The organism is Trichocoleus sp. ST-U1 (assembly GCF_039961835.1).
GTDB lineage: Bacteria > Cyanobacteriota > Cyanobacteriia > Cyanobacteriales > FACHB-T130 > FACHB-T130.
This window is the reverse complement of record NZ_JAMPJZ010000046.1, coordinates 1-19,928: the sequence shown is the minus strand read 5'-3', so window position 1 is coordinate 19,928 and position 19,928 is coordinate 1. Positions and strand designations below refer to the sequence as shown.

The following is a 19,928-nucleotide window of genomic DNA, read 5'->3' as shown; positions in this document are numbered from 1 at the left end:
GAAAAACCCGTTTTCGAGGCAGAAAACGGGTTTCTTCTCAAAACTTGCGATCAAGGAAAACAGAGATGAACCTACTTTGGATGGAGCGATTGGGCGATTGGAACCCTCAGTTTCTGCGCGAACTCAAAGGACAACTGAAAACTCGCAAGTTAGCGATCGCTATCGGTGTCTCTTTGATTAGTCAGTTTTTACTGGTCTTATATTTTTACGAACAACTAAATCTTGATGGAACCTACAGCAGCTTTTGTGTAAGAACCAGTAACTACAACTGCCGGTTGGATGCTGCCGGTGAGATTGTCATTGACTGGCAGCAGTGGTGGCAAACCCTATTCAGCATTTTGAATTGGACTTTGCCTCTTATCTTATTACTCGCTGGGGTCTATATGATTCTCAGCGACCTTGGTAAAGAAGAGCGTCGAGGCACCCTGAATTTCATTCGATTGAGTCCCCAATCAAGTCAAAGCATTTTGACGGGGAAAATCCTGGGAGTGCCTATTTTACTTTATCTGGGTGTGGCCCTAGCACTACCATTGCATTGCTGGTCTGCGATTAGTGCCGGTGTACCTTTTTACTTTCTGGTGAGTTTTTATTTGCTCTCAGGTGCTAGTTACTATTTCTTCTATAGCGCTGCCTTACTTTATGGATTTTTGAGCGAATTTCAAGCTTCGTCAGCCAGTTTTTTAACCTTTGTATTTGCTTTGCCTTGGCTAAATGTAATTAATTGGTCTGTGTCCCTGGTTACACAGGCCAATTATGATTGGAGCGATTCAGTACTATACTATTGGCAATGGTTTTATATACCGCTCGGTAGTAACTTTTTGTTAGCTGAGACCTTTGCAATTCTAACTTTTAGTTTGTGGACTTACTGGATTTGGCAAGCCTTAAATCGGCGTTTTGCTAATGCCAACGCCACGCTTATCAGCAAAAAACAAAGTTACTGGATGGTCGCTTATTTTGAATTCCTGCTTCTAGGTTTTTGTCTACAAAAGAACCACTTAAATCCGGCACAATTTGCTGAATCTGGATTTCTGTGGGGATTGTTGGTCTTTATGGAAACCGTAAATCTGCTATGGTTCTTGGGTTTAATTGCTGCTTTATCCCCTCACCGTCAGGCATTACAGGATTGGGCGCGTTACCGCCGCGAAAAGGTTTCTAACCGTAAAAGTTTTTGGAAAAGCGGCTTAATGCAGGATTTGCTGTGGGGTGAAAAAAGCCCATCACTGGTGGCAGTAGCAGTAAATTTGGGCATTAAAACCGTAATTTGGGGTGCTTGGATTCTGTTTTGGCCTCAAAACAGTGCCAAGATTTCAGCTATTTTAGGTTTGATCTTGAGTCTAAACTGGCTCCTGATATTGGCGGGTATCGCTCAGACGCTGCTATTTATGAAAACAGCAAAGCGATCGCTCTGGGCTGGCATAACTGTAATAGCCTTGATTGCATTTCCCCCAATCTTTTTCAGCGTGCTGTCGATGCCATTTTATCAAAGCTCTGGTGTGTGGCTGCTTACCGCCTTTCCGTGGATAGGGGTAAAAGAAGCCTCCGCAATTCCCATTTTTCTGACAATCTTGGGACAGTGGAGCGTTACGACATTGTTAAGCTTACAATTGACGCGGCAGATGCGATTAGCAGGCGCATCTTCCTCCAAAGCAATCTTTGCCAATCGTCCATCAGCGCCCGCCCGCTAGAACACTTCAGAGAGGGAGAAATATCGCGACTGCTTCTCCCTCTCTTCCCGCTCTAACTCAATTTTCAACCCGACTTTTTGAGCGCCTTTTTCACCAAATCTGGAATTTGGGAAGGGCGCTCTGCTATTGGAATTTTCGCTTGCTTGAAAGCGGCAATTTTTCGGTTTTCAGGTGTCTGTTCGGCCGCAAGTTCAGCCTGTGGAGAAGCGAGCATCGCTTCCTGACGCCAAAAACCAAGTGCATTCCCTGGGCCTAAAAGTTTTTCTTGTGGAAGCAAGCGACCGACAAAATATACAATTACTGGCTTATCAAGTGTAGCAACGATGTATTCTGCTGCCGCCTGTTCATCACTAGAACTGGTATGGCTGATATGGCTGACTAAAACAATGACCTTCGTGTTTTTATCTGCTGCCAAAATTTCCAGCCATTGTACGACAGAAGATCCGACAAACGGCTCGCTGCCAATACTGACGGCAATCGACTGACCATAACCGGCTCGTGTCATTTCTCCGGCTACTTCGTAGGTGAGATTGCCGCTGCGGCTGAGCAGCCCCACCGATCCAGGACTATAAAATTCAGGTTCATGAGTGCCTAGTAAAACCTTGCCTGGAACAATAATCCCAGCACTGCTGGGACCGACGATGAGAGTTTGAGTCGCCTCTGCCTTTCTGAGCAGCCGAACCATATCCAGGGGAGGTATCCCACCCGTAATCAGAATAATTTGTCGGATACCTGCTGCGATTGCTTCTAGCGCAGCATCAAGCGCCGCGTAAGGTCGTACAAAGATAATGCTAATGTCAACCGCTCCGACCGACTGTATCGCCTGCTCTACCAGGTCGAACACCGGAATGCCATCCAGCGTTTGCCCTCCCTGACCGGCACTGACCCCAGCTACTACCTTCGTGCCGTAAGCTATCATTCGGGCAGTGTAGGTTGACGCAAGTGGTTCTGCGATGCCTTGTATCAGGATTTTACTGTCTGGCGTTAACTTCATGATCCTTTACCAAAGTCTATTTTCCATGCAACGTTCGTGCGCGAACAGCACATGAGGTCTAATAACAAATGTCGGTATCTAACATCTCCCATACATCTATATCAGGTTGAGATGAGCGAGTCAGGTTGACAGGAGCAAGCCAACGTCTTGAATGTAACTTTAATGCCAAGCAAAGCAGCATGAAAGCTCGACCGCTAAAACAACCTTGCCTCACGATTTGGTGCTGGGAGTCCCGGATCTACTTTTAGCTGCTGCTTTGGCTAGGGAAATCGCTTGCTCAACAGCGTCATCCAGATTATCGCTCCAGTGTACGGGCATCGTGGCTAGAGGCTCTTGGCTTTTGTCGAGTTCGCCACCTGCTAAGCGGACAACAAATTGGGGAAGCAGGGTGAGAAATTCTGGTCTGCGATCGCCGATCCGGGTGCGAGAGTCCTTGGGGCTGGGTGTACTAACCCGTCGAGTCATTCGCTGCGGATGCTCTGTCATTTCATTAACTTTTCGTTGCAGATATGAATCAATCACTGCAACGACTTCCTGACTCGCTGCGGTATTGCCCAAAATATTAACCAGCAATACTTTAATATTTTTATTTTGAGTGAGACGCTCCAGCGCTTGTTCGAGCTGTTCTCTCCAAGATGCGGGTGTCAAATTTCCACTCGCCTCCTCACCCACAATTAGGCAAAGTCTCGGCTTACCGCCAGCGCTGTAAACCAAATCTACCATTGCCATCGCCAAGCTGGTGCCGTTACAGAGAATCCCAATATTACCATCTCGATTCAGCCAGTTCTGAATGGGTAGAAACTTACCGGGATCGATGTCTGTAGGCGTTTCCTTCGCGATATCGGACTGAGGCATTTTTGCCGCTAGAGAAGCCAAAGCGGGATGACGTCTAAGAGCAGCATCATTGACTGTAATTTTGCCATCTAAAGCCATCAATTCGCCTGTAGGACTTACACCTAGGGGATTGATTTCTACTCCATCTAAATCGTTTTGGACAAACAGATGGTACATCTTTTCGATAACGGTGCTAACTGACTGGATCAAGGAACCTTGGAGTCCCATTTTCAGAGTCAGATGGCGGGCATAAAAAGAGGAAAATTCTTGGTCAACAACTACTTGCTGAAGAAGCTCCATCACCGCTTCCAAGTTCATGCCTCCTTGTGAGGAACCTAGCAGCACCGGGCGACGAAGGTCGTAGTCTAGGGTGACGGCTAGATAAAATTCACGAGTAGCATCGTATTTTGCTTCTGCTAGAAGCACTTGGGGATATTCACCCAGAATCGGCAAATTAAAAATCGTCCGTGCTGCCGCGATCGCATCGATGGTGTTTTCTGCAAATCGAATTCCACCCGCTCTACCCCGTCCACCAGCACGCACCTGCGATTTTAGGACAACCGGGTAAGGAATTTGCAAACCCTTGAGGTCTCTGGAATTATCAATTCGTTGAGAAGGCAAAACGGGAATGCCCATCTCCCGAAATAATTCTTTAGCTTGATATTCTAGTAAATCCATGAATGGCAATTAAGGATGAGGGATGGGGAATGGGGAATGGTAATTGAGAAAAAAGGGATTCGTTATTCGGCAGTCGCAGCAAACCAAAGACGAATGGCTAACGATAATGACGAGTGACAATTACCCAATCCCGATTACCCCTGTTTCTGACGACTTTGCCAGTCTTTGGCGACTTTATCAATTCCATAGAAACGCTGCCAAAAGGCATCAACCGCCCTGGTAGGCAACACTTTGTTCATTAAAAACAGTAGAATATCTCCCCCAGTAGCAGCCACGTAGCGGGGACGAGGATGACGGTCGGTGAGCGATCGCACAACCACTTTAGCAACCCGTTCGGAAGTCCAAGCTCGACTACTGGTTCGTTCCTCTAGCCCTTCTAGCCGCTCAAAAGCAGCCCGGTAAGGTGTATCTTGTGGAGTTGATATCGCTTGCTCAACCCGTTGCGCTGCTACCGCGAAAAACTCCGTACTGACTGGCCCTGGTTCAATCACGCTGACTTTGATATTGAATGGAGCCAGTTCCATCCGAAGTGCATCGCTAATTCCTTCCAAAGCAAATTTAGAGGAACTATATAACCCTCCAAAGGGAAACGCAAGCCGTCCGCCTAGAGAACTAATATTAACGATCCGTCCACCCCCTTGGTCCCGCATTCCTGGAATTAAAGCTTGAATTAAGGCAAGCGGGCCGAGTAAATTGACCTGAAACTGCCGCTGCACCGCCTCAAATGGAATCAACTCTACTGGTCCCATCTGTCCATATCCGGCATTATTGACCAAGGCATCCACGCGCCCAAAATGGTCGATCGTTTTAGTTGCCAAAGCTTTAGCCTGCTCAACTTGAGAGATATCGGTGGGAACAACCAGCACATCAGCACCCGCTTTGCGGCAGAAAGTTGCGACTTCCTCCAATTTTTCCTGGTTTCGAGCTGCTAAGACGAGCCGGATTCCCAACGACTGAGTCGCTAAAACTTGCGCCAGAGCAGCGCCAATCCCAGTAGAAGCTCCTGTAATTAGGATGACTTGTTCAGATAGCGGTGGAGTATCGATCTTCATAACTTGAGTTCAGTAGGCTAACACCTTAGCCGCGTGCCCGTACAGTTGTTAATGGTAAGCCCTAGCATTGCAAGCAATAGCCAATTCGCTGTAGCCAAGACAAATTTTTAGATTTTTGATTAGATTTTTTAATTATTGCAAGCACTACTGATGCGATTCCTCTGCTTGAAAGTAGAAAATTGAGCAAGCTTTTTAGCTGTCCTGCCTCAAAATGGAAGAAAGTGAAACGGAGGGTGTTGCTGGATGGAAACAGTAGCCCGCGAAAGCGAATTAGAGGTACTGGGGCGAATTCTACAAAATCGCCTTTACTCGGCATTACCGGAGAAGGTTCCCTTTCAAGTTCGGTGTGCCTTACCGCAGGAAGCGTTAATTATTTTGACGCAACACCCAGCGGATTTTCTGCCTGACCCGCAACGAACCTTTAGAACGTTAGAGCAAACTCTCAAAAGTCTGCAACCGGAATTTGCCCGTCAAGTCCAGCTGTATCTAAGAGTAGTCGGGCAAAAGCAACCCTATGCTTTCCATGCCTTCAGTGTCGATCCGCCTGTTGTGTCAACGTCAACTGTGTCAACGTTAACGACTGCTCTCGCTGATGAGACATCTGTTATCGAGGAGACAATCCCAAATTCGACAGAAGTCAAAAATCCACCCAAAAAATTGAGGCGCAAGGAGACAATTCCGGAAAATCTCCCCAGCGGGACACCAGCAGCGGCAGATGACAGCATTGGAGTGGATGCCGACCCGGCAGAAATCGGCTCAGCACCCACGATTAATGAATCTTCCTCCCTTCCTGCCGATGAACTCAGTTTAGAGCCGGATGATTCGCCGGGGGAGGTTAAAAGCGAGGCACCACCGACTTCACTGGCTGGTAAACTCCAGCGATTGCCATTGCCGGTACTGTTGGCAAGCGCGGGAGTAAGTTTATTGACGTTTCTGCTCACTCTCTACGCCTTGACACGTCCCTGCGTCATCGGAACCTGTACGCCACTACTCACGGCACAAGCGTTGAGCCAGGAGGCATCTGCAACCCTTCAGCGACCAAAATCGGGGCAAGAAATATTAGAAGCAAGAGAGAAACAACAAGAGGCAATCCGCCTTTTGAAGCTGATTCCATTCTGGTCTGGTTCTTATTCCGAAGCTCAGAAGCAATTGAACGACAATTCGCAGCAAGCCGAATTGCTCGATCAGCTGGTAATGGCTTTGAGTAAAGGTTCCGCGGCGGCTAGACAGAGCCAAAATCCTCCCCATTCAGCGACAGAATGGTTAGAAATTCAGAAGCTATGGCGAGAAGCGATCGCGCTTTTGGAACCCGTGCCCAAAAATAGCACGGTCTACCAACTGGCTCAGCAGAAAATTAAGGACTATCGAATAAATTTAGCCGCGATTAACGGGCGAGTGAATGCCGAACGACAGGCGCTTAAAAACCTCGACGCTGCAAAAGAAGGGCTTCAGGTAGCAGAAGCCCGTGAAGGAGTGGCTAATTCGATCGCCACTTGGCGACTGGCTGAAATGAACTGGGAGATGGCAATCAATCGGCTCAAGGCGATTCCTGTCGGCACGACTTCCCGTCCGGAGGCGCAGCAACTGCTGGCGACGAATCTGCCCAAATTGTCAGCAGCACGCGATCGCAAAAACAAAGAACAAATTGCCGCTAACGCCTACAATTTTGCTCAAACCCTCGCACGTAATGCCAAAAATTACGAACAGCGCAACCAATGGACATTAGCGGTGCTGAACTGGCGCAATGCAATCGTTAACATTCAAAAAATTCCCAGAGGTACTTTTTTCTACAATCAAGGCGATTCCCTAATGAGTTCTTATAAAGCCGAACTCAGGCAAGCAGAAATCCAACTAGGGTATGCCAGCCTGCTCCAAAAAGCGAGTACCGATCTTATTAAAACCTGCGCTGGGACGCCGAAAGTCTGTGAATACACTGTCACCAGTCAGCTAATCAGAGTTCAGTTGACACCCGCTTATATGCAGATGGTGACGCAAACCGTAAACGCCGCACAATTGAGAGGAGATTCTAATGCTCAAGCTGGGATAGCCGCTCATTTGCGAACGCTAGGAGACGCACTGGAAGCGATTAGCGATAACGCCCGTATTCCTCTTGAACTCTATACTCCAGATGGTTCGTTGATTAACAAATATCCTAAAGTTAGCTAGGAATAAAAGTCTCACATTAGGGTCGGTTATGTTTTCTATCTCAACCCACCAAATCCTGAGGTTGCGTTAGCTTTTGCTGTTGCTACTTATACCATTTCACTTTTGTGCTGCTACACTTACTGCTTCGTCTTCCTTCCCAGTTGAGCGGATCAAATGTGTAGCATCATCAAGGGAAATTAGGATTACATCTTGCATTTGTCAAATTAATAAACAACAGATGCAAAGCCGTAATAAAACTGGGCAAAATTTGAGTTAAACTACCTAGGATTTTTTTAAGAAAACTCGTTTTTTATTTTTAATGATTCTTGAGTTGGGCTTCGCTAGTAAAAAACTGGCGGCAAAGCCCTTGAGTGACTAATAAAGTTGTCACTAAGTTGGTAAAAGCAAGCATAAACATAATTAAAATTTGGTAGGATGCAGCATTCAGCGGGTCAACACCACTCAATAATTGACCTGTAATAATTCCCGGTAGTGTCACGACTCCAACAACCATCATTTGGTTCAGAGTGGGAATCAAACCGGCGCGGATGGAATCTTTGCGGTACTGTGCAACCGCCTGTTGTGGCGTTGCACCTAAGCTCAGGTGGGTTTCAATTTCGGCGCGACTAGCGTTGACGGTGCTGCTCAAACGTTCGCCTGCGATCGCTGCTCCATTCATCGCATTTCCGAGTACAATTCCCGCTAAGGGAATCAGGTACTGGGGTTCATACCAAATGGGCGGTTGAAGGATCAACAAAGTGGTGTAACTCAATGTCAGGGCGCTACTCACCAAAATCGACCCCCACACCACGGGCAATACTTGGGGAATTTTTTTGCCGATGCGATTGCGAGCAACAATTGCGGCAATGCTCAGCATCACCATCAAAAGTGCCAAAACTGCCCAAGGATTTTTCCAGGCGAAGACGAAGGCTAATACATATCCAACGCCCAACAGCTGGATAATAGTGCGACCAGTCGCGATCGCCAATTGCCCTTCTAATCCGAGTTGTTGAATCCTGGATAAACCAATGGCAACTGCCATCATGCCCAACGCCAAGACAAGGTCTGTAAAGTTCAGTGCGATTAAAGAATCCACAGTTCAAAATGAGGTCTTGCTTTCTCCCTAATTCTGCCAGGGTTGAGGAAGTTTTGATTGCGGAGGGCGGAGGGCGGAGGGCGGAGGGCGGAGGACTGAGGACTGAGGACTGAGGACTGAGTGCTGAGGAGTTAGGAGTTAGGAGTTAGGACTGAGTGAAAATAGGAATGCTCCCCTTGTCCTCTGTGGGTCTGCTTCGTTTTCCTGTTATCGTCCCTCTATCTGCCAAATTCTGCGAAACAATTTTGTAAGTTCGGCATTCTGAATCAAAAAGGATGGTGAGGCGTGGATTCCCTTTCTGAGCAAAATTTGGTTCTATGTAGATAAAAATTTGTGGTGTCAACGAGTGAATAATATTCCCCCCCTAGACCTGTCGCGGCAGTACAAAATTATCAGTGAAGAAGTGAATGCAGCCGTTCTAGGCATCTTGGCTTCTGGTCGTTATATTGGTGGTCCTTCGGTTGCAGGCTTCGAGCAACAGTTTGCAGCTTACACAGGCGTTTCAGAGTGTGTAGCGTGTAACTCTGGTACAGATGCCCTCTATCTAGCTCTCAGGGCTTTACAGATTGGGCCGGGGGATGAGGTAATTACGACGCCGTTCACCTTTATTGCCACTGCTGAAGTAATTAGCGTGGTGGGGGCGACGCCGGTTTTTGTTGATATTGATGCCCAAACGTTTAATTTCAATATCGATCAGCTGCAAAAGGCGATTACCGCTAAAACTCGCGCCATTATCCCAGTTCACCTGTTTGGGCAGCCGGTGGATATGACGACAGTGATGGACGTAGCACAGGCTCATAATCTAGCGGTGATTGAAGACTGTGCCCAAGCCACAGGCGCTGAGTGGGCAGGATCTAAAGTTGGCAGCATCGGGCATATTGGCTGCTTTAGTTTCTTTCCTACTAAGAATCTGGGTGCTTGTGGGGATGGCGGTGCGGTGACGACGAACGATCCAGCGATCGCTTCTGCTATACGGATGCTGCGGGAGCATGGAATGCGCGATCGCTACCATCATGAAGCAACTGGCATTAATAGCCGCTTGGATGCTCTACAAGCCGCCATTCTGCAAATTAAACTGCGTTATCTGGATACGTGGAATGACCTGCGTCGCTCGGTTGCACAGCAGTACCACCGATTGTTAGAGCCGGTGCCTGGGGTGGTGAAGCCGCAAGAAACGCCAGGAGGTCGCTGTGTCTGGAATCAATACACGATTCGCCTCACCCAATCTAGTAACGGCAGCTATCGGGACGAGGTTCGCAATCAGCTACAGCAGCAAGGCGTTAGTTCGATGGTTTACTATCCCTTGCCTTTACACCTACAGCCGGTCTACAAGAATTTAGGCTATAAATCTGGGGACTTCCCTGTGGTAGAGCAAGTCTGTCACGAGGTTTTGGCCTTGCCCATGTTCCCAGAACTTTCTCTGGAGGAACAGGAGCAAGTGGTTTACAGCTTGAAAGACTGCTTGGGATAAGTTTTGAGTTTTGAATTTTGAGTTTTGAGGGTCGATTTATTAACCTCGATTTCTGGCGTAGGGGCATAGCACTGCCATGTCCCTACAGAACGTGAATCAGTGTAAGTTTTTTAATCCACGTTCCTTAGCCAAGATTTATTCAAAATTCAAAACTCATCACTCATCACTCCGACCGCTTAGGGATTACGCATGAATACGTTCGCGGCTGACAGTGGATAGTGCTTCCACCAAGCTACGAACAGCCGCTACCATCGCGACTTCACTGTTGAGTTGGTTGATGGCAGAACCGACGCCGACACCCGCAGCACCGGCAGCGATCGCCATCGGTGCGGTAACGCTAGAAATTCCGGAAGCACACAGGACTGGGACGGAAACAGCGCGGGAAATTTCGTAAGCTGCTGCTAAGGTAGGAGCCGCTTTTTCAATCAGTCCTAGCGTACCGGCGTGAGTCGGGGTTGAGGAAGTGCCTCCTTCGGTTTGGATAATATCGGCACCGGCTTTTACCAATGCTTCTGCGAGTTGAACTTGCCGATCTAGCTCCAGAATATGGGGCACGGTGACAGACAAGGTGATATTTGGCAGCAGCGATCGCGTTGCTTGCGTCAGCGCCAACACTTCTTCTGCTTCAAACCGCCGTCCCTGCGCGTAAAAACTATCAAAGTTGCCGATTTCAATCAAATCCGCTCCAGCTTCCACTGCGATCGCAAACAGTTCTGGTTCTACTGCTGATACACAAATTGGCAGGCTTGTCAACTGACGAGCCAACCGCACCAAATTGGGTTCTGCGGCAATATCGACGAAAGTAGCACCGCCTAAGTCGGCTGCCTTAACGGTGGCAGCAACTCGCTCCGGATTGAAGTTATTCAATCCGGTAATAATTTTTAAAGCACGACCTTGGTCAAAGACACGCTGTAGTGTAGTATTCATGGTCATAAGCCCGATTTGGCTCGCAAATTTTGCATCTTAATTGTACAGACCGAATCATCCGGTCTCTACATTCAGAACGATCTACCTGGGAATATTACTGCGGAAGGTTGTGCATCCCCGCTGATTGCCATACCATCAGGAAATAAAAATTACGCTCTGCTTTTTATCACAACTGGGATCTAGACTAGGAGCATAGCGCAGATCCTGCCCCCCTCCTGCCCTCCTCCTGCCAGTGACGGTCATGAATTTTCCACCCACAAATCTGTCAACTTTTCACTCAGATGTTTTACAGCAAACTGAACTAGGGCAGCTGTGTGGTACCGAGCAGTTGTTCCGCGATCGCTATGAGATCCTGCGAATGTTGGGAAGAGGTGGCTTTGGTATCACCTTTTTAGCCAGAGATGCCAACTTGCCAGGCGATCCTTTGTGCGTGATTAAGCAGCTGTGTCCCAAGTTTAGCGATCCGATTGGACTGCAAACAGCGCGGAAACGCTTCGAGCAAGAAGCAAGAACCCTCAGTAAGTTGGGCAGCCATTCCCAAATTCCCATGCTGCTAGATTACTTTGTAAACGAGGGAGAATTCTATTTAGTTCAAGAATATGTACGAGGGTATACCCTCGCACGCTTGGTGCGGCGCGGAGGTCCCTTATCGGAAGAAGGCGTTAAATATTTCCTTCGTCAAATCCTGCCATTGTTGCAGTACATCCACGGCAATAATGTAATTCACCGCGATATTAAGCCCCAGAACATCATCCGTTGCCAGGACGATGGGAGGCTGGTGCTGATTGACTTTGGAGCTGTCAAAGAGGAGATGGTTCCTTTAAGCGATACAGGAGGTCAGAAGCAAACCACCCAGTTTATCGGCACGGTTGGATTTGCACCGCCGGAACAATTTTCACTGCGTCCTGTTTATGCCAGCGATATTTATTCGTTAGGCGTAACGTGTCTTTACTTGTTGAGTGGGAAAGCGCCGCTAGAATTTGATAGCGATCGCTCTACGGGTGAGATTCAGTGGCAGGACACGATATCAGTCAGTAAAGACTTTGGCAAAATTCTCAACAGAATGCTGAAAATCTCTTTACGCGAACGTTATCAATCTGCAACAGCGATTATGCAGGCATTTGGCTGGGAATCGCCTCAAGACAATTTAGCGCAGTTTATGACAACTCAGCGTCCTTCAGGGAAAGATTCAGATAAGAAAAAATCAGAAGCAAATTCACCAAATTATGTTTCTCCTACCGCCAGAACAGCGATCGCGCTTCGAGACTGGAAAGCTAGGTGGCAGGCAAAGCAACGAGATCATAAGAAAAGACCCCGTCATAGCATCATTAGCAGTTCTGGTAACTCAGGACTTTAGAAATTGGTAGTGGAAAAATTATAGTTGGTTATTACACCATTGCTCGACAAAGGCTTCCGCTTTTGAGCAGAAGTTTCCTATTGGGTGCAGCAGTTTATTTCCTGAGAGTGAAAGCCCAAACAAGATGCCAATATTCCTTTCAGATATCTTCTAAAAAATTCTTTCCCTAAAGATAGAAAAAAAGGGGAACGCTTGCTTATATAGCAATCCTATTTAAGTGGCAAACCAGCGGTTCATATCCTCAACTTCTCTAAGAATTCGAGGATATCACCTTCATGAATCGTTTAGGCTCACTGTATTATCCGGGTCTATTATTAATTGATAAAATATAAAAAGTCGTTTTAGATTTCTCAAACTTACAGATGGAAACATTTAGATCGCTCAAGCGTCTAGTTTAGTAAAAAGTTTGAGAGCGAGCTGATATCAATTCACCTGTTTAAGCGCTACACTTCAGTTTCTTATTATCTATCTTCCTTCTAGCGTAGCAGCACTCCCACCTCAGGGGGTGAGGTATCTGATGTGTATCACCAAAGACTAAAGTAAAATCTTATGAAAATAATTTGTTTTAGATCATAATCATTAACCATAGAAAAGCCAATGAGGTTGTGACAGTTATTTGAAAGGGCATTCAATCGAAGAAGCTTTGGTCACGAAAATAACTTAGAAATTATGTGGCAACTTAACAAACTGGCATCGCATTGATGAAGCTTGCTACTTAGAAAGCTCAGAATCAGTTTTATAAGTTATTTAGTCGTCAAAAAATGATTGGTGAGGGTGTTTCTATGAGTAAAAAAATGGGAATAAATACCCAACCGCTTTAGCAAGTTAATCCTGAAAACAGTAAAAACAAACAAGCAGGATTTGCACTGACTCCGCCAAAGATAAGGCATTGAAAACGTAGGAACTTAGAATACCGAACAAGAGGGTAGAATGAAACCTTATCAAATTTTAATAACATGCGCGATCGCTATAGGAGCGATCGCAGGTTCCACTTTAGCAACGATTAGCTACCGCAACAGCCAAGCACCACAACCCACAACTGAAGTTCCATCTCCTCCAGCGACAACGGAGACACTAGAACCGAAAATACCCCCGTCTGTGGCGGTATCGCCCCCACCGTATACGCCGCCGACTCCAAAACCAACTGGGACTCAAACAACTCCGCCAGACAAAAGTTCGTTTTCTCAGTTTCGCGTGCGTCTTTTAGATGCCATTAGTCGGCGGGATGCTAATTTTATTCGCACGCTTGTCACCTCAGAAACTGAATGGAACTATGGCGGTACGCTCAATTTGGACAGCTACAACATTGATGACAAAAATTCTAAATTTTGGGCATATATGGATAAGGCACTTAGTTTAGGTTGTGCTACCGACAATCAGGCAAAAGTGGCGAACAAAGAACCGGGATCTGATGTTTGGGTGTGTCCAGATATCGCAAAAGCACTGGAGTCGATTCGTCCAGATAAACCGAATGTTGGACAACTGGCAATCTTAGGACAAAATGTGAATGTCCGTGCAAACCCTGGGGCAGGTAGCAAAGTTGTGGGGGTTGTGTCTTACGATTTTGTAGCGTTTGATGGCAACACCTTTAATAGCCTACCAGAGCAGATGCAGAAAGCGGTGAAGGAAAAGGTTATCGATGGTTGGACGCCAGTGAAACTCCGGACTGGTAAAAAAGGTTGGGTTCTCAACCGCTATGTGTACGATTCAGAAACCGATTACCGTGTCAGTTTTGTTCGGACTCGCGGACAATGGCGGCTACGTTACTTCTTGCCAGGAAATGGGAATTAAGCGATCGCAATTTCTGAAATCAACAGGTTAATCCACAGCCAAAGTCTTCGTCAAATTTCTGGGGCGGTCAACATCCAATCCCCGATGAACAGCCGCGTAATAGGCTAAGAGTTGCAGCGGAATAACTGTCAGGATCGGAGAAAGTAATTCGTCCACCTCCGGGACAGTCAATACCCGATCAAAGATGCCTGTAATTTCTGGATTGTTTGTGGATGTCACCCCAATGAGCTGAACCCCCCTTGCTTTTGCTTTTTGGGCATTAGCAAGGATTTTTTCATAAACAACTCCGGGCATTGCGATCGCTACTACAGTCACAGAAGAATCTAGCATCGCAATTGGGCCGTGCAAAAACTCTCCAGCATGATAACCTGTTGCGTGGATATAGCTGGTTTCTTTCAGTTTTAGTGCTGCTTCTAGAGTGATAGGAAAATTAATCCCGCGCCCTAAAATAATGCAGTTTTGGGTATGGGTAAAATCTTTGGCTAGCTGCTCGATGACGTGCTTTTGGCTTTGTAAAATTAAATCAATTTGCTCGGGGATTCGGTGCAATTCCGTGAGAATTTGATGCAGGCGATCGCTCGATAGAGTTTGACGGCAGTATGCTACATCAAGCGCCCAACAGTAAAACGCTATCAACTGAGCGACAAAGGTTTTGGTGGCAGCGATCGCTACTTCACTTCCTGCCAAAGTATGAATTGTACGATCTACCAGCTTTTCTAAGGAACTTCCCGCCTGATTGGTAATTCCTAAAAATCGAGTTTCACCAGAACAATGCTGTTTTTCTATTTCTAAGGCAGCGAGAGTATCTGCGGTTTCTCCAGATTGGGTAACGCCAACAATGAGAGTATTCGGAGTTGCAGGCGATGGTGCATCCCGAAATTCTGAGGCATAGTGTACGCTTGTTGGCACTTTAGCCACTTGCTCTAATAGATATTTACCTACCAAGCTGGCATGAAGACTACTGCCACAAGCAAGAATTTTAATCTGGTCTATACCATCGTAAAAGTTGGATGATAAACCTAAGTTTAGAGGTTGTTGAGTCAATTCAAGTCGTGGCTGTTGATCGTTGAAACGAATTTCTGAGAAAGCCTCTAAACAAGTTCGGACAACTTCTGATTGCTCATGGATTTCCTTGAGCATGAAGTGGGAAAATACCTTTTCTTTAGGAGAATTCACGCTGCACTAGAAATGTTAATTGGATTGGCTGCTGCCGATAGGAGCTAGAGCCTCCTATCAGCAGTATTCCCGGACTTAGTTGGGGAAGAAGGAAAAATAACCTACCCTTAAAAGGAAATTGCTCCCTGTTCTAGGTTCCTATGCCCTACTACGAACAGTTTAGCGATGGGGAAATAACTTCGGCTCTGTCGCTGAATTTGTAGCTGCCTGGTTAGAGGTAGGTGGTGAAGCCGATGAAGTTGAGCGCAACTCTTGATAGAAACCAAGAACTTTTTCTGTATAAGGGCCGGTTTCGTTGCTGTTATAGCGGGTCGGATCGCCCGTCATCCACCAGGAAGCCGCCCGTTGTACCGCTACCACCTCATTGTTGCCACTCGCCTGAAACTCGTCCCGCAACACGTCGCGCATGACACACACCAGAATGCTTCGTGCGGTTACGGGACTGCTTTCAAATTGCGCTGGTGTTAGTTCCCGATTGATACATTGTTGTGACCAGCCGGGTATATTGTCTGGTTTAACTTGCCACTCGCTGTACAGTCCATCATCAGCGGTGCCAGTTTGCGGTGCTGCCCGTCGTAACGCTTCCACCAGTGCCCCTACATGGGTATCAGAAATCTTTGCTGAATTGGTAGCCGCCGCCGTTGTGACAGGGGGTTTTGCGGGTGGCTGGTTTGAGGTGGGTGATGGTGATGGCGTGGGAGTTGGAGTTGGTTTAGCCGCTGGTTGGGTAGCAGGTTTGGGTGGGGTTGAGGCAGGCGGTACTGCGGATGAAGTTGAACGCGACTGCTGGTAAAAACCAGAAACTTTTTGGATGTAGGAAGCGATGTCTTTACTGTTATAGCGGGTGGGATCGCCTGTCATCCACCAAGCAGCCGCCCGTTGTACCGCTACGGATTCATTGTTACCCGCGGCTTGATACTGTTGGCGAAGAATATTGCCCATGATGCACTCTACAACTTTCCGTGCGGTGGCGGGATTTGCTTCAAATTCCGCTATGCTTAGGGCACGTCCGGTGCATTGTTTTGACCAGCGGGGAATGTTGTTTAGTTTGATTTGCCAGTCGCTGTAGAGTCCATCGTCCTGTTTTCCGGTTTGGGGTGCTGCCTTCCTGAGCGCTTCTGCGAATGCCGCTACTTTAGCATCTGTTATCTGTGCTTGAGCGGGCAGTGCTGACAGCCCAACGCTGAGGATTGCTCCCCACAGTAACCACTGTAATCGCATGGCTTGCGTCCTACGAACTTAAAACTCTTTTTTATCCTAAGTGCTATTCAATGATGCGCGATCGCTCTTATTAATAGAGAATGCAATCAGAATGCGATCGCGACTCTTGCTTCAAAATTAGCGGATATCTTGGGATAATCCGTGGCTGTCGAAAAATCCTCAACCAGTATGAGCAAACGACGCAAATTTCCCTGGACGCGATCGCTCAGTGCCATTGCCCTTAGTCTGGTGCTGTTGTCTCTGGGACTCTATGGTGTCTTCTATGGCGTTTCGTGTCTCAGTCGTCCACCCCGCACCGACGTTCAGCAACCGCTATTTCAAGGTATCGTTTATCGGCGCATTCCCCGCTCAACACCGCGCCCCCTAACGATCCACGTTGTCACTATCGACCTAAAAGCGCCAGGAATTGGGGTGTTAGTAACGCCAGGAAAACCCACCCAAGGAAAAGAAACCGTAGCACAAACGACCAGTGACTTTTTGCGGGAATTTAACTTGCAATTGGCAATCAATGGTAGCTTTTTTTACCCATTCCAAGAGCAATGGCTGTTATATTATCCCCACAGTGGCGAACCCGTGAACGTATTGGGGCAGGCGATTTCTAACGGCGTCACCTACTCTGCGTTTGAGCGAGGCTGGCCTGTTTTGTGTTTTTCTCAGGATAATCGTGCCCAAATCAGCATGGCGAGTTGTCCTGCGGATACGGCTCAAGCTTTGGCAGGCGGCGAAATCATCATCGAACGCGGCAACTTAGTGGTGATGAAAGATAACCGCGATCAAAAAAAGTTATTTCCGCGCACAGTGGTTGCGACTGATGAAAGCGGCGAGAAATTGTGGTTAATTCTGGTTGATGGTCGCCAGCGTTTCTATAGTGAGGGTGTCAGTATAATTGAGCTGCAAAATATTCTTGCCGAGTTGGGTGTTTATCGGGCGCTGAACTTGGATGGCGGCGGTTCGACAACGCTGGTGGTAGCGCGTCGTGGAGAGAAGCCTAGCGAAGTGTTAGCAGCATCGCTCAATTCACCGATTCATACTCGAATCCCCATGCGACAGCGCCCAGTGGCGAACCATCTGGGCTTTTATGCGCGACCGATAAGAATTAAAAATTAAAAATAAACAATCTTATTTTTTAATTTTTAATTTTGCATTTTTTAATTTACCTGCACAATCATCCCTTCACGGGCAAGGAACGAACCCGGCGAGACTTCTTGAACTTGCGTTTCAATTTGATCGAGAAAGTCATCGCTGTGGTTCGGTTCGTGGTGAAAAATTGCCAACCGCTTGACTCCTGCTGCCTGCGCCACTTTCACCCCTTCCTGCCAAGTAGAGTGTCCCCAGCCGACTTTCGGAGATTTGGGGTTGTTATACTCCTCATCGGTGTACATGGCATCGTAAATTAGGACATCGGCTTCGCGGGCTAAGTGCAGCACATTTTCATCTGGACGATCCGGCAAATGTTCCGTATCCGTACAGTAGAAGACTGTGTGCCCTTGCCACGTCACCCGATATCCCATCGCGCCGTTGGGATGGTTCAGCGGGCCGGTTTCAATGGTGATATCATCCACCTGAAAGGTATCGCCACAAATTAACTCGTAAAACTTCAAGTCAGCTTCCATGCCTTGCAGTGGCACTGGAGAATTTGAGTGCATCACGCGATCGCAGAAATGCTGTTTCATGGAGTCTGCATCTGGTGGTACTGCCCCATAAATGTGGAAGCAATTGCCTTCCATAAAAGCTGGCTTAAAAAACGGTACTCCTTGAATATGATCCCAGTGGTAGTGAGTAAAAAACATATAAGCTTCTACTGACTGCTGCTGGTTTATCAAATCCTTAGATAGAAGACGCAAGCCGGTGCCGCCATCAAAGATCAGGCGTTTTCCACCGATTTGCATTTCTATACAAGAAGTATTGCCACCGTAGCGAACGGTATCTTTTCCAGGGGAGGGGATACTGCCTCGCACACCCCAAAACTGAAGCAAAAACTCGGAAGAAGGGCTGGTTTCCATTTCACTCTCAAGGCTTTAAAGTACCGCACTGACCCTGATGGCGTAGCAAATGATCGCAAAGCACCAAAGCCACCATTGCCTCTACCATAGGCACCGCTCTGGGCAAAACGCAAGGGTCGTGACGCCCCTTAGCTGCTAGTATAGTCTCTTCACCCTCGCGGGTCACGGTGCGCTGTTCTTTGCGAATAGTGGCTGTTGGTTTAAATGCCACCCGAAGAATAATATTTTCTCCGTTGGAGATGCCCCCCTGAATCCCGCCGGAACGGTTCGTTTTGGTGCGAATTTCGCCACTTTCGTCAATCGAGAATTCGTCATTATGCTCGCTGCCCGATAACAAAGTACCGGCAAAACCAGAGCCAATTTCAAATCCCTTACTTGCTGGTAGAGACATGACACCTTTAGCCAGGTCTGCTTCCAGCTTATCAAATACTGGCGAACCTAGCCCTTTGGGTAGATGACGGGCAACACATTCTACAACTCCACCGATAGAGTCGCCTTCTCGCCCTACCTGCTCAATTTTTTCAATCATCCGCTCTGCACATTCGGCATCGGGACAGCGGACAATATTACTTTCTACTTGTTCTAAAGTGACAGTATTGGGATCGACAACGCCTTCTAAGTCTTTGATGCGCTTGACATAGGCGATGATTTCAACTCCAGCAACTTGATGAAGGACTTTTTTAGCGATCGCGCCAGCGGCTACTCGTCCAATTGTCTCCCGCGCTGAGGATCTGCCGCCACCTTGCCAGTTGCGAATGCCATATTTCGCATCGTAAGTCGCATCAGCATGAGAAGGGCGATATTTCTGCGCCATCTCATCATAATCTTGGGGGCGAGTGTCCTTGTTTCGCACCAAAATTGCGATTGGCGTTCCCAAGGTTTTGCCTTCAAATACGCCGGAAAGAATTTCGCAGGTGTCAGCTTCTTTGCGGGGTGTGACGATTTTACTTTGTCCCGGACGCCGCCGATCGAGTTCTACCTGAATTTCTTCGGCAGAAATTTCCAATTGCGGTGGACACCCATCGATAATCACCCCGACGCCACCGCCGTGGGACTCGCCAAATGTAGTGATGCGAAATAGATGCCCGAAGGTATTGCCCATAATACTTAAGGAGGATGCATAGCGATTTGTATCTTAACAGCGATCGCGATTGAGATGGGAAGCGATCGCGCTTCTCGCTGCAACTGTTTTTATTTAAACGAACCGCCAAGGACGCAAAGGGCGCAGAGGTAAGAGGAGAGAGAGCTTATATTTTTTTAATTTTCCTATCTACTTATCAGCAGCCACACGTACTCCAGCACGCTTGCTCACCTTATCAAGCAAAGTTCTGTATCGGGTGCGATCGCTTCTTGTACGTCCTTTGCTTTCTCTATTTCCCCAAACAAAAAACGCCCCCCTTGCGGAGAGCGTTTTTATTTAGCTAGAGTTTCTAGCGATTAGCCATTGATGCTGGGAGCCATCAGAGCCACTGGGGTGGACTCACCTGCTGCCAAGTCG

Annotated in this window: 15 protein-coding genes; 6 read left to right on the top strand and 9 right to left on the bottom strand. The window is 47.5% G+C overall.

The genetic code is table 11. The features are described 5' to 3' along the window. Positions 1–65: 65 nt before the first annotated feature. The gene (locus tag NDA06_RS16605) at positions 66–1,685 is read left to right on the top strand and encodes a hypothetical protein (RefSeq protein ID WP_190986137.1); all 1,620 of its coding nucleotides are present in this window, start codon (positions 66–68) and stop codon (positions 1,683–1,685) included. A 64-nt stretch (positions 1,686–1,749) separates the two neighbouring features. Here the strand turns inward: NDA06_RS16605 and NDA06_RS16600 are convergent, their stop codons facing one another. The 3 genes from NDA06_RS16600 to NDA06_RS16590 form a co-directional block, all read right to left on the bottom strand. Next, positions 1,750–2,679: a CoA-binding protein gene (locus NDA06_RS16600; RefSeq protein ID WP_190535721.1), complete on the bottom strand. Its 930-nt coding sequence runs from the start codon at positions 2,677–2,679 to the stop codon at positions 1,750–1,752. 210 nt (positions 2,680–2,889) lie between these two features. Then, the gene (locus tag NDA06_RS16595; protein ID WP_190427262.1) at positions 2,890–4,191 is read right to left on the bottom strand and encodes an ATP-grasp domain-containing protein; all 1,302 of its coding nucleotides are present in this window, start codon (positions 4,189–4,191) and stop codon (positions 2,890–2,892) included. Between the two features lie 134 nt (positions 4,192–4,325). After that, on the bottom strand, positions 4,326–5,243 hold the full coding sequence (locus NDA06_RS16590) for an SDR family oxidoreductase (protein ID WP_190427258.1): 918 nt from the start codon (positions 5,241–5,243) through the stop codon (positions 4,326–4,328). Between the two features lie 243 nt (positions 5,244–5,486). Here NDA06_RS16590 and NDA06_RS16585 point away from each other — a divergent pair, with 243 nt between their 5' ends. Continuing rightward, the gene (locus NDA06_RS16585; protein WP_190986138.1) at positions 5,487–7,409 is read left to right on the top strand and encodes a hypothetical protein; all 1,923 of its coding nucleotides are present in this window, start codon (positions 5,487–5,489) and stop codon (positions 7,407–7,409) included. A 295-nt stretch (positions 7,410–7,704) separates the two neighbouring features. Here NDA06_RS16585 and fetB read toward each other — a convergent pair whose 3' ends face one another. Further along, positions 7,705–8,484 carry an iron export ABC transporter permease subunit FetB gene (gene fetB / locus NDA06_RS16580; RefSeq protein WP_190414315.1) on the bottom strand — a complete coding sequence of 260 codons (780 nt, stop codon included), beginning with the start codon at positions 8,482–8,484 and terminating at the stop codon, positions 7,705–7,707. A 346-nt stretch (positions 8,485–8,830) separates the two neighbouring features. Between fetB and NDA06_RS16575 the strand changes: the two genes are divergently transcribed. After that, entirely contained in the window at positions 8,831–9,955 is a 1,125-nt protein-coding gene (locus NDA06_RS16575; RefSeq protein WP_190986139.1) for an aminotransferase class I/II-fold pyridoxal phosphate-dependent enzyme, read from the top strand. 183 nt (positions 9,956–10,138) lie between these two features. On the opposite strand, the gene NDA06_RS16570 is transcribed toward NDA06_RS16575, so the two are convergent. Beyond that, the gene (locus NDA06_RS16570; protein ID WP_190414319.1) at positions 10,139–10,888 is read right to left on the bottom strand and encodes a DUF561 domain-containing protein; all 750 of its coding nucleotides are present in this window, start codon (positions 10,886–10,888) and stop codon (positions 10,139–10,141) included. Positions 10,889–11,123: 235 nt separating this feature from the next. Here NDA06_RS16570 and NDA06_RS16565 point away from each other — a divergent pair, with 235 nt between their 5' ends. Next, a complete protein-coding gene (locus NDA06_RS16565; protein ID WP_190687509.1) occupies positions 11,124–12,239 on the top strand; it encodes a serine/threonine-protein kinase in 1,116 nt (371 codons plus the stop codon). A gap of 930 nt (positions 12,240–13,169) precedes the next feature. Continuing rightward, on the top strand, positions 13,170–14,030 hold the full coding sequence (locus NDA06_RS16560; RefSeq protein WP_190986140.1) for an SH3 domain-containing protein: 861 nt from the start codon (positions 13,170–13,172) through the stop codon (positions 14,028–14,030). A 27-nt stretch (positions 14,031–14,057) separates the two neighbouring features. Here the strand turns inward: NDA06_RS16560 and NDA06_RS16555 are convergent, their stop codons facing one another. Next, complete coding sequence (locus NDA06_RS16555; protein WP_347277039.1) at positions 14,058–15,206, bottom strand: isomerizing glutamine--fructose-6-phosphate transaminase; 1,149 nt, start codon at positions 15,204–15,206, stop codon at positions 14,058–14,060. Positions 15,207–15,365: 159 nt separating this feature from the next. Continuing rightward, positions 15,366–16,427 carry a hypothetical protein gene (locus NDA06_RS16550; RefSeq protein WP_242047480.1) on the bottom strand — a complete coding sequence of 354 codons (1,062 nt, stop codon included), beginning with the start codon at positions 16,425–16,427 and terminating at the stop codon, positions 15,366–15,368. A 168-nt stretch (positions 16,428–16,595) separates the two neighbouring features. Here NDA06_RS16550 and NDA06_RS16545 point away from each other — a divergent pair, with 168 nt between their 5' ends. Continuing rightward, positions 16,596–17,534 carry a phosphodiester glycosidase family protein gene (locus NDA06_RS16545; RefSeq protein WP_190986141.1) on the top strand — a complete coding sequence of 313 codons (939 nt, stop codon included), beginning with the start codon at positions 16,596–16,598 and terminating at the stop codon, positions 17,532–17,534. A 41-nt stretch (positions 17,535–17,575) separates the two neighbouring features. On the opposite strand, the gene NDA06_RS16540 is transcribed toward NDA06_RS16545, so the two are convergent. Then, positions 17,576–18,430 carry an MBL fold metallo-hydrolase gene (locus NDA06_RS16540; RefSeq protein WP_190414328.1) on the bottom strand — a complete coding sequence of 285 codons (855 nt, stop codon included), beginning with the start codon at positions 18,428–18,430 and terminating at the stop codon, positions 17,576–17,578. 7 nt (positions 18,431–18,437) lie between these two features. After that, positions 18,438–19,532: a chorismate synthase gene (gene aroC / locus NDA06_RS16535; RefSeq protein ID WP_190414330.1), complete on the bottom strand. Its 1,095-nt coding sequence runs from the start codon at positions 19,530–19,532 to the stop codon at positions 18,438–18,440. Between the last annotated feature and the right edge of the window lie 396 nt (positions 19,533–19,928).

Excerpts from the sequence above, each read along its gene's own strand:
- aroC (WP_190414330.1), bottom strand. The coding sequence starts at position 19,532 with ATGGGCAATACCTTCGGGCATCTATTTCGCATCACTACATTTGGCGAG.
- NDA06_RS16600 (WP_190535721.1), bottom strand. The coding sequence starts at position 2,679 with ATGAAGTTAACGCCAGACAGTAAAATCCTGATACAAGGCATCGCAGAA.
- NDA06_RS16550 (WP_242047480.1), bottom strand. The coding sequence starts at position 16,427 with ATGCGATTACAGTGGTTACTGTGGGGAGCAATCCTCAGCGTTGGGCTG.
- NDA06_RS16540 (WP_190414328.1), bottom strand. The coding sequence starts at position 18,430 with ATGGAAACCAGCCCTTCTTCCGAGTTTTTGCTTCAGTTTTGGGGTGTG.
- NDA06_RS16570 (WP_190414319.1), bottom strand. The coding sequence starts at position 10,888 with ATGACCATGAATACTACACTACAGCGTGTCTTTGACCAAGGTCGTGCT.
- NDA06_RS16595 (WP_190427262.1), bottom strand. The coding sequence starts at position 4,191 with ATGGATTTACTAGAATATCAAGCTAAAGAATTATTTCGGGAGATGGGC.
- NDA06_RS16605 (WP_190986137.1), top strand. The coding sequence starts at position 66 with ATGAACCTACTTTGGATGGAGCGATTGGGCGATTGGAACCCTCAGTTT.
- NDA06_RS16590 (WP_190427258.1), bottom strand. The coding sequence starts at position 5,243 with ATGAAGATCGATACTCCACCGCTATCTGAACAAGTCATCCTAATTACA.
- NDA06_RS16545 (WP_190986141.1), top strand. The coding sequence starts at position 16,596 with ATGAGCAAACGACGCAAATTTCCCTGGACGCGATCGCTCAGTGCCATT.
- NDA06_RS16585 (WP_190986138.1), top strand. The coding sequence starts at position 5,487 with ATGGAAACAGTAGCCCGCGAAAGCGAATTAGAGGTACTGGGGCGAATT.
- NDA06_RS16560 (WP_190986140.1), top strand. The coding sequence starts at position 13,170 with ATGAAACCTTATCAAATTTTAATAACATGCGCGATCGCTATAGGAGCG.
- NDA06_RS16565 (WP_190687509.1), top strand. The coding sequence starts at position 11,124 with ATGAATTTTCCACCCACAAATCTGTCAACTTTTCACTCAGATGTTTTA.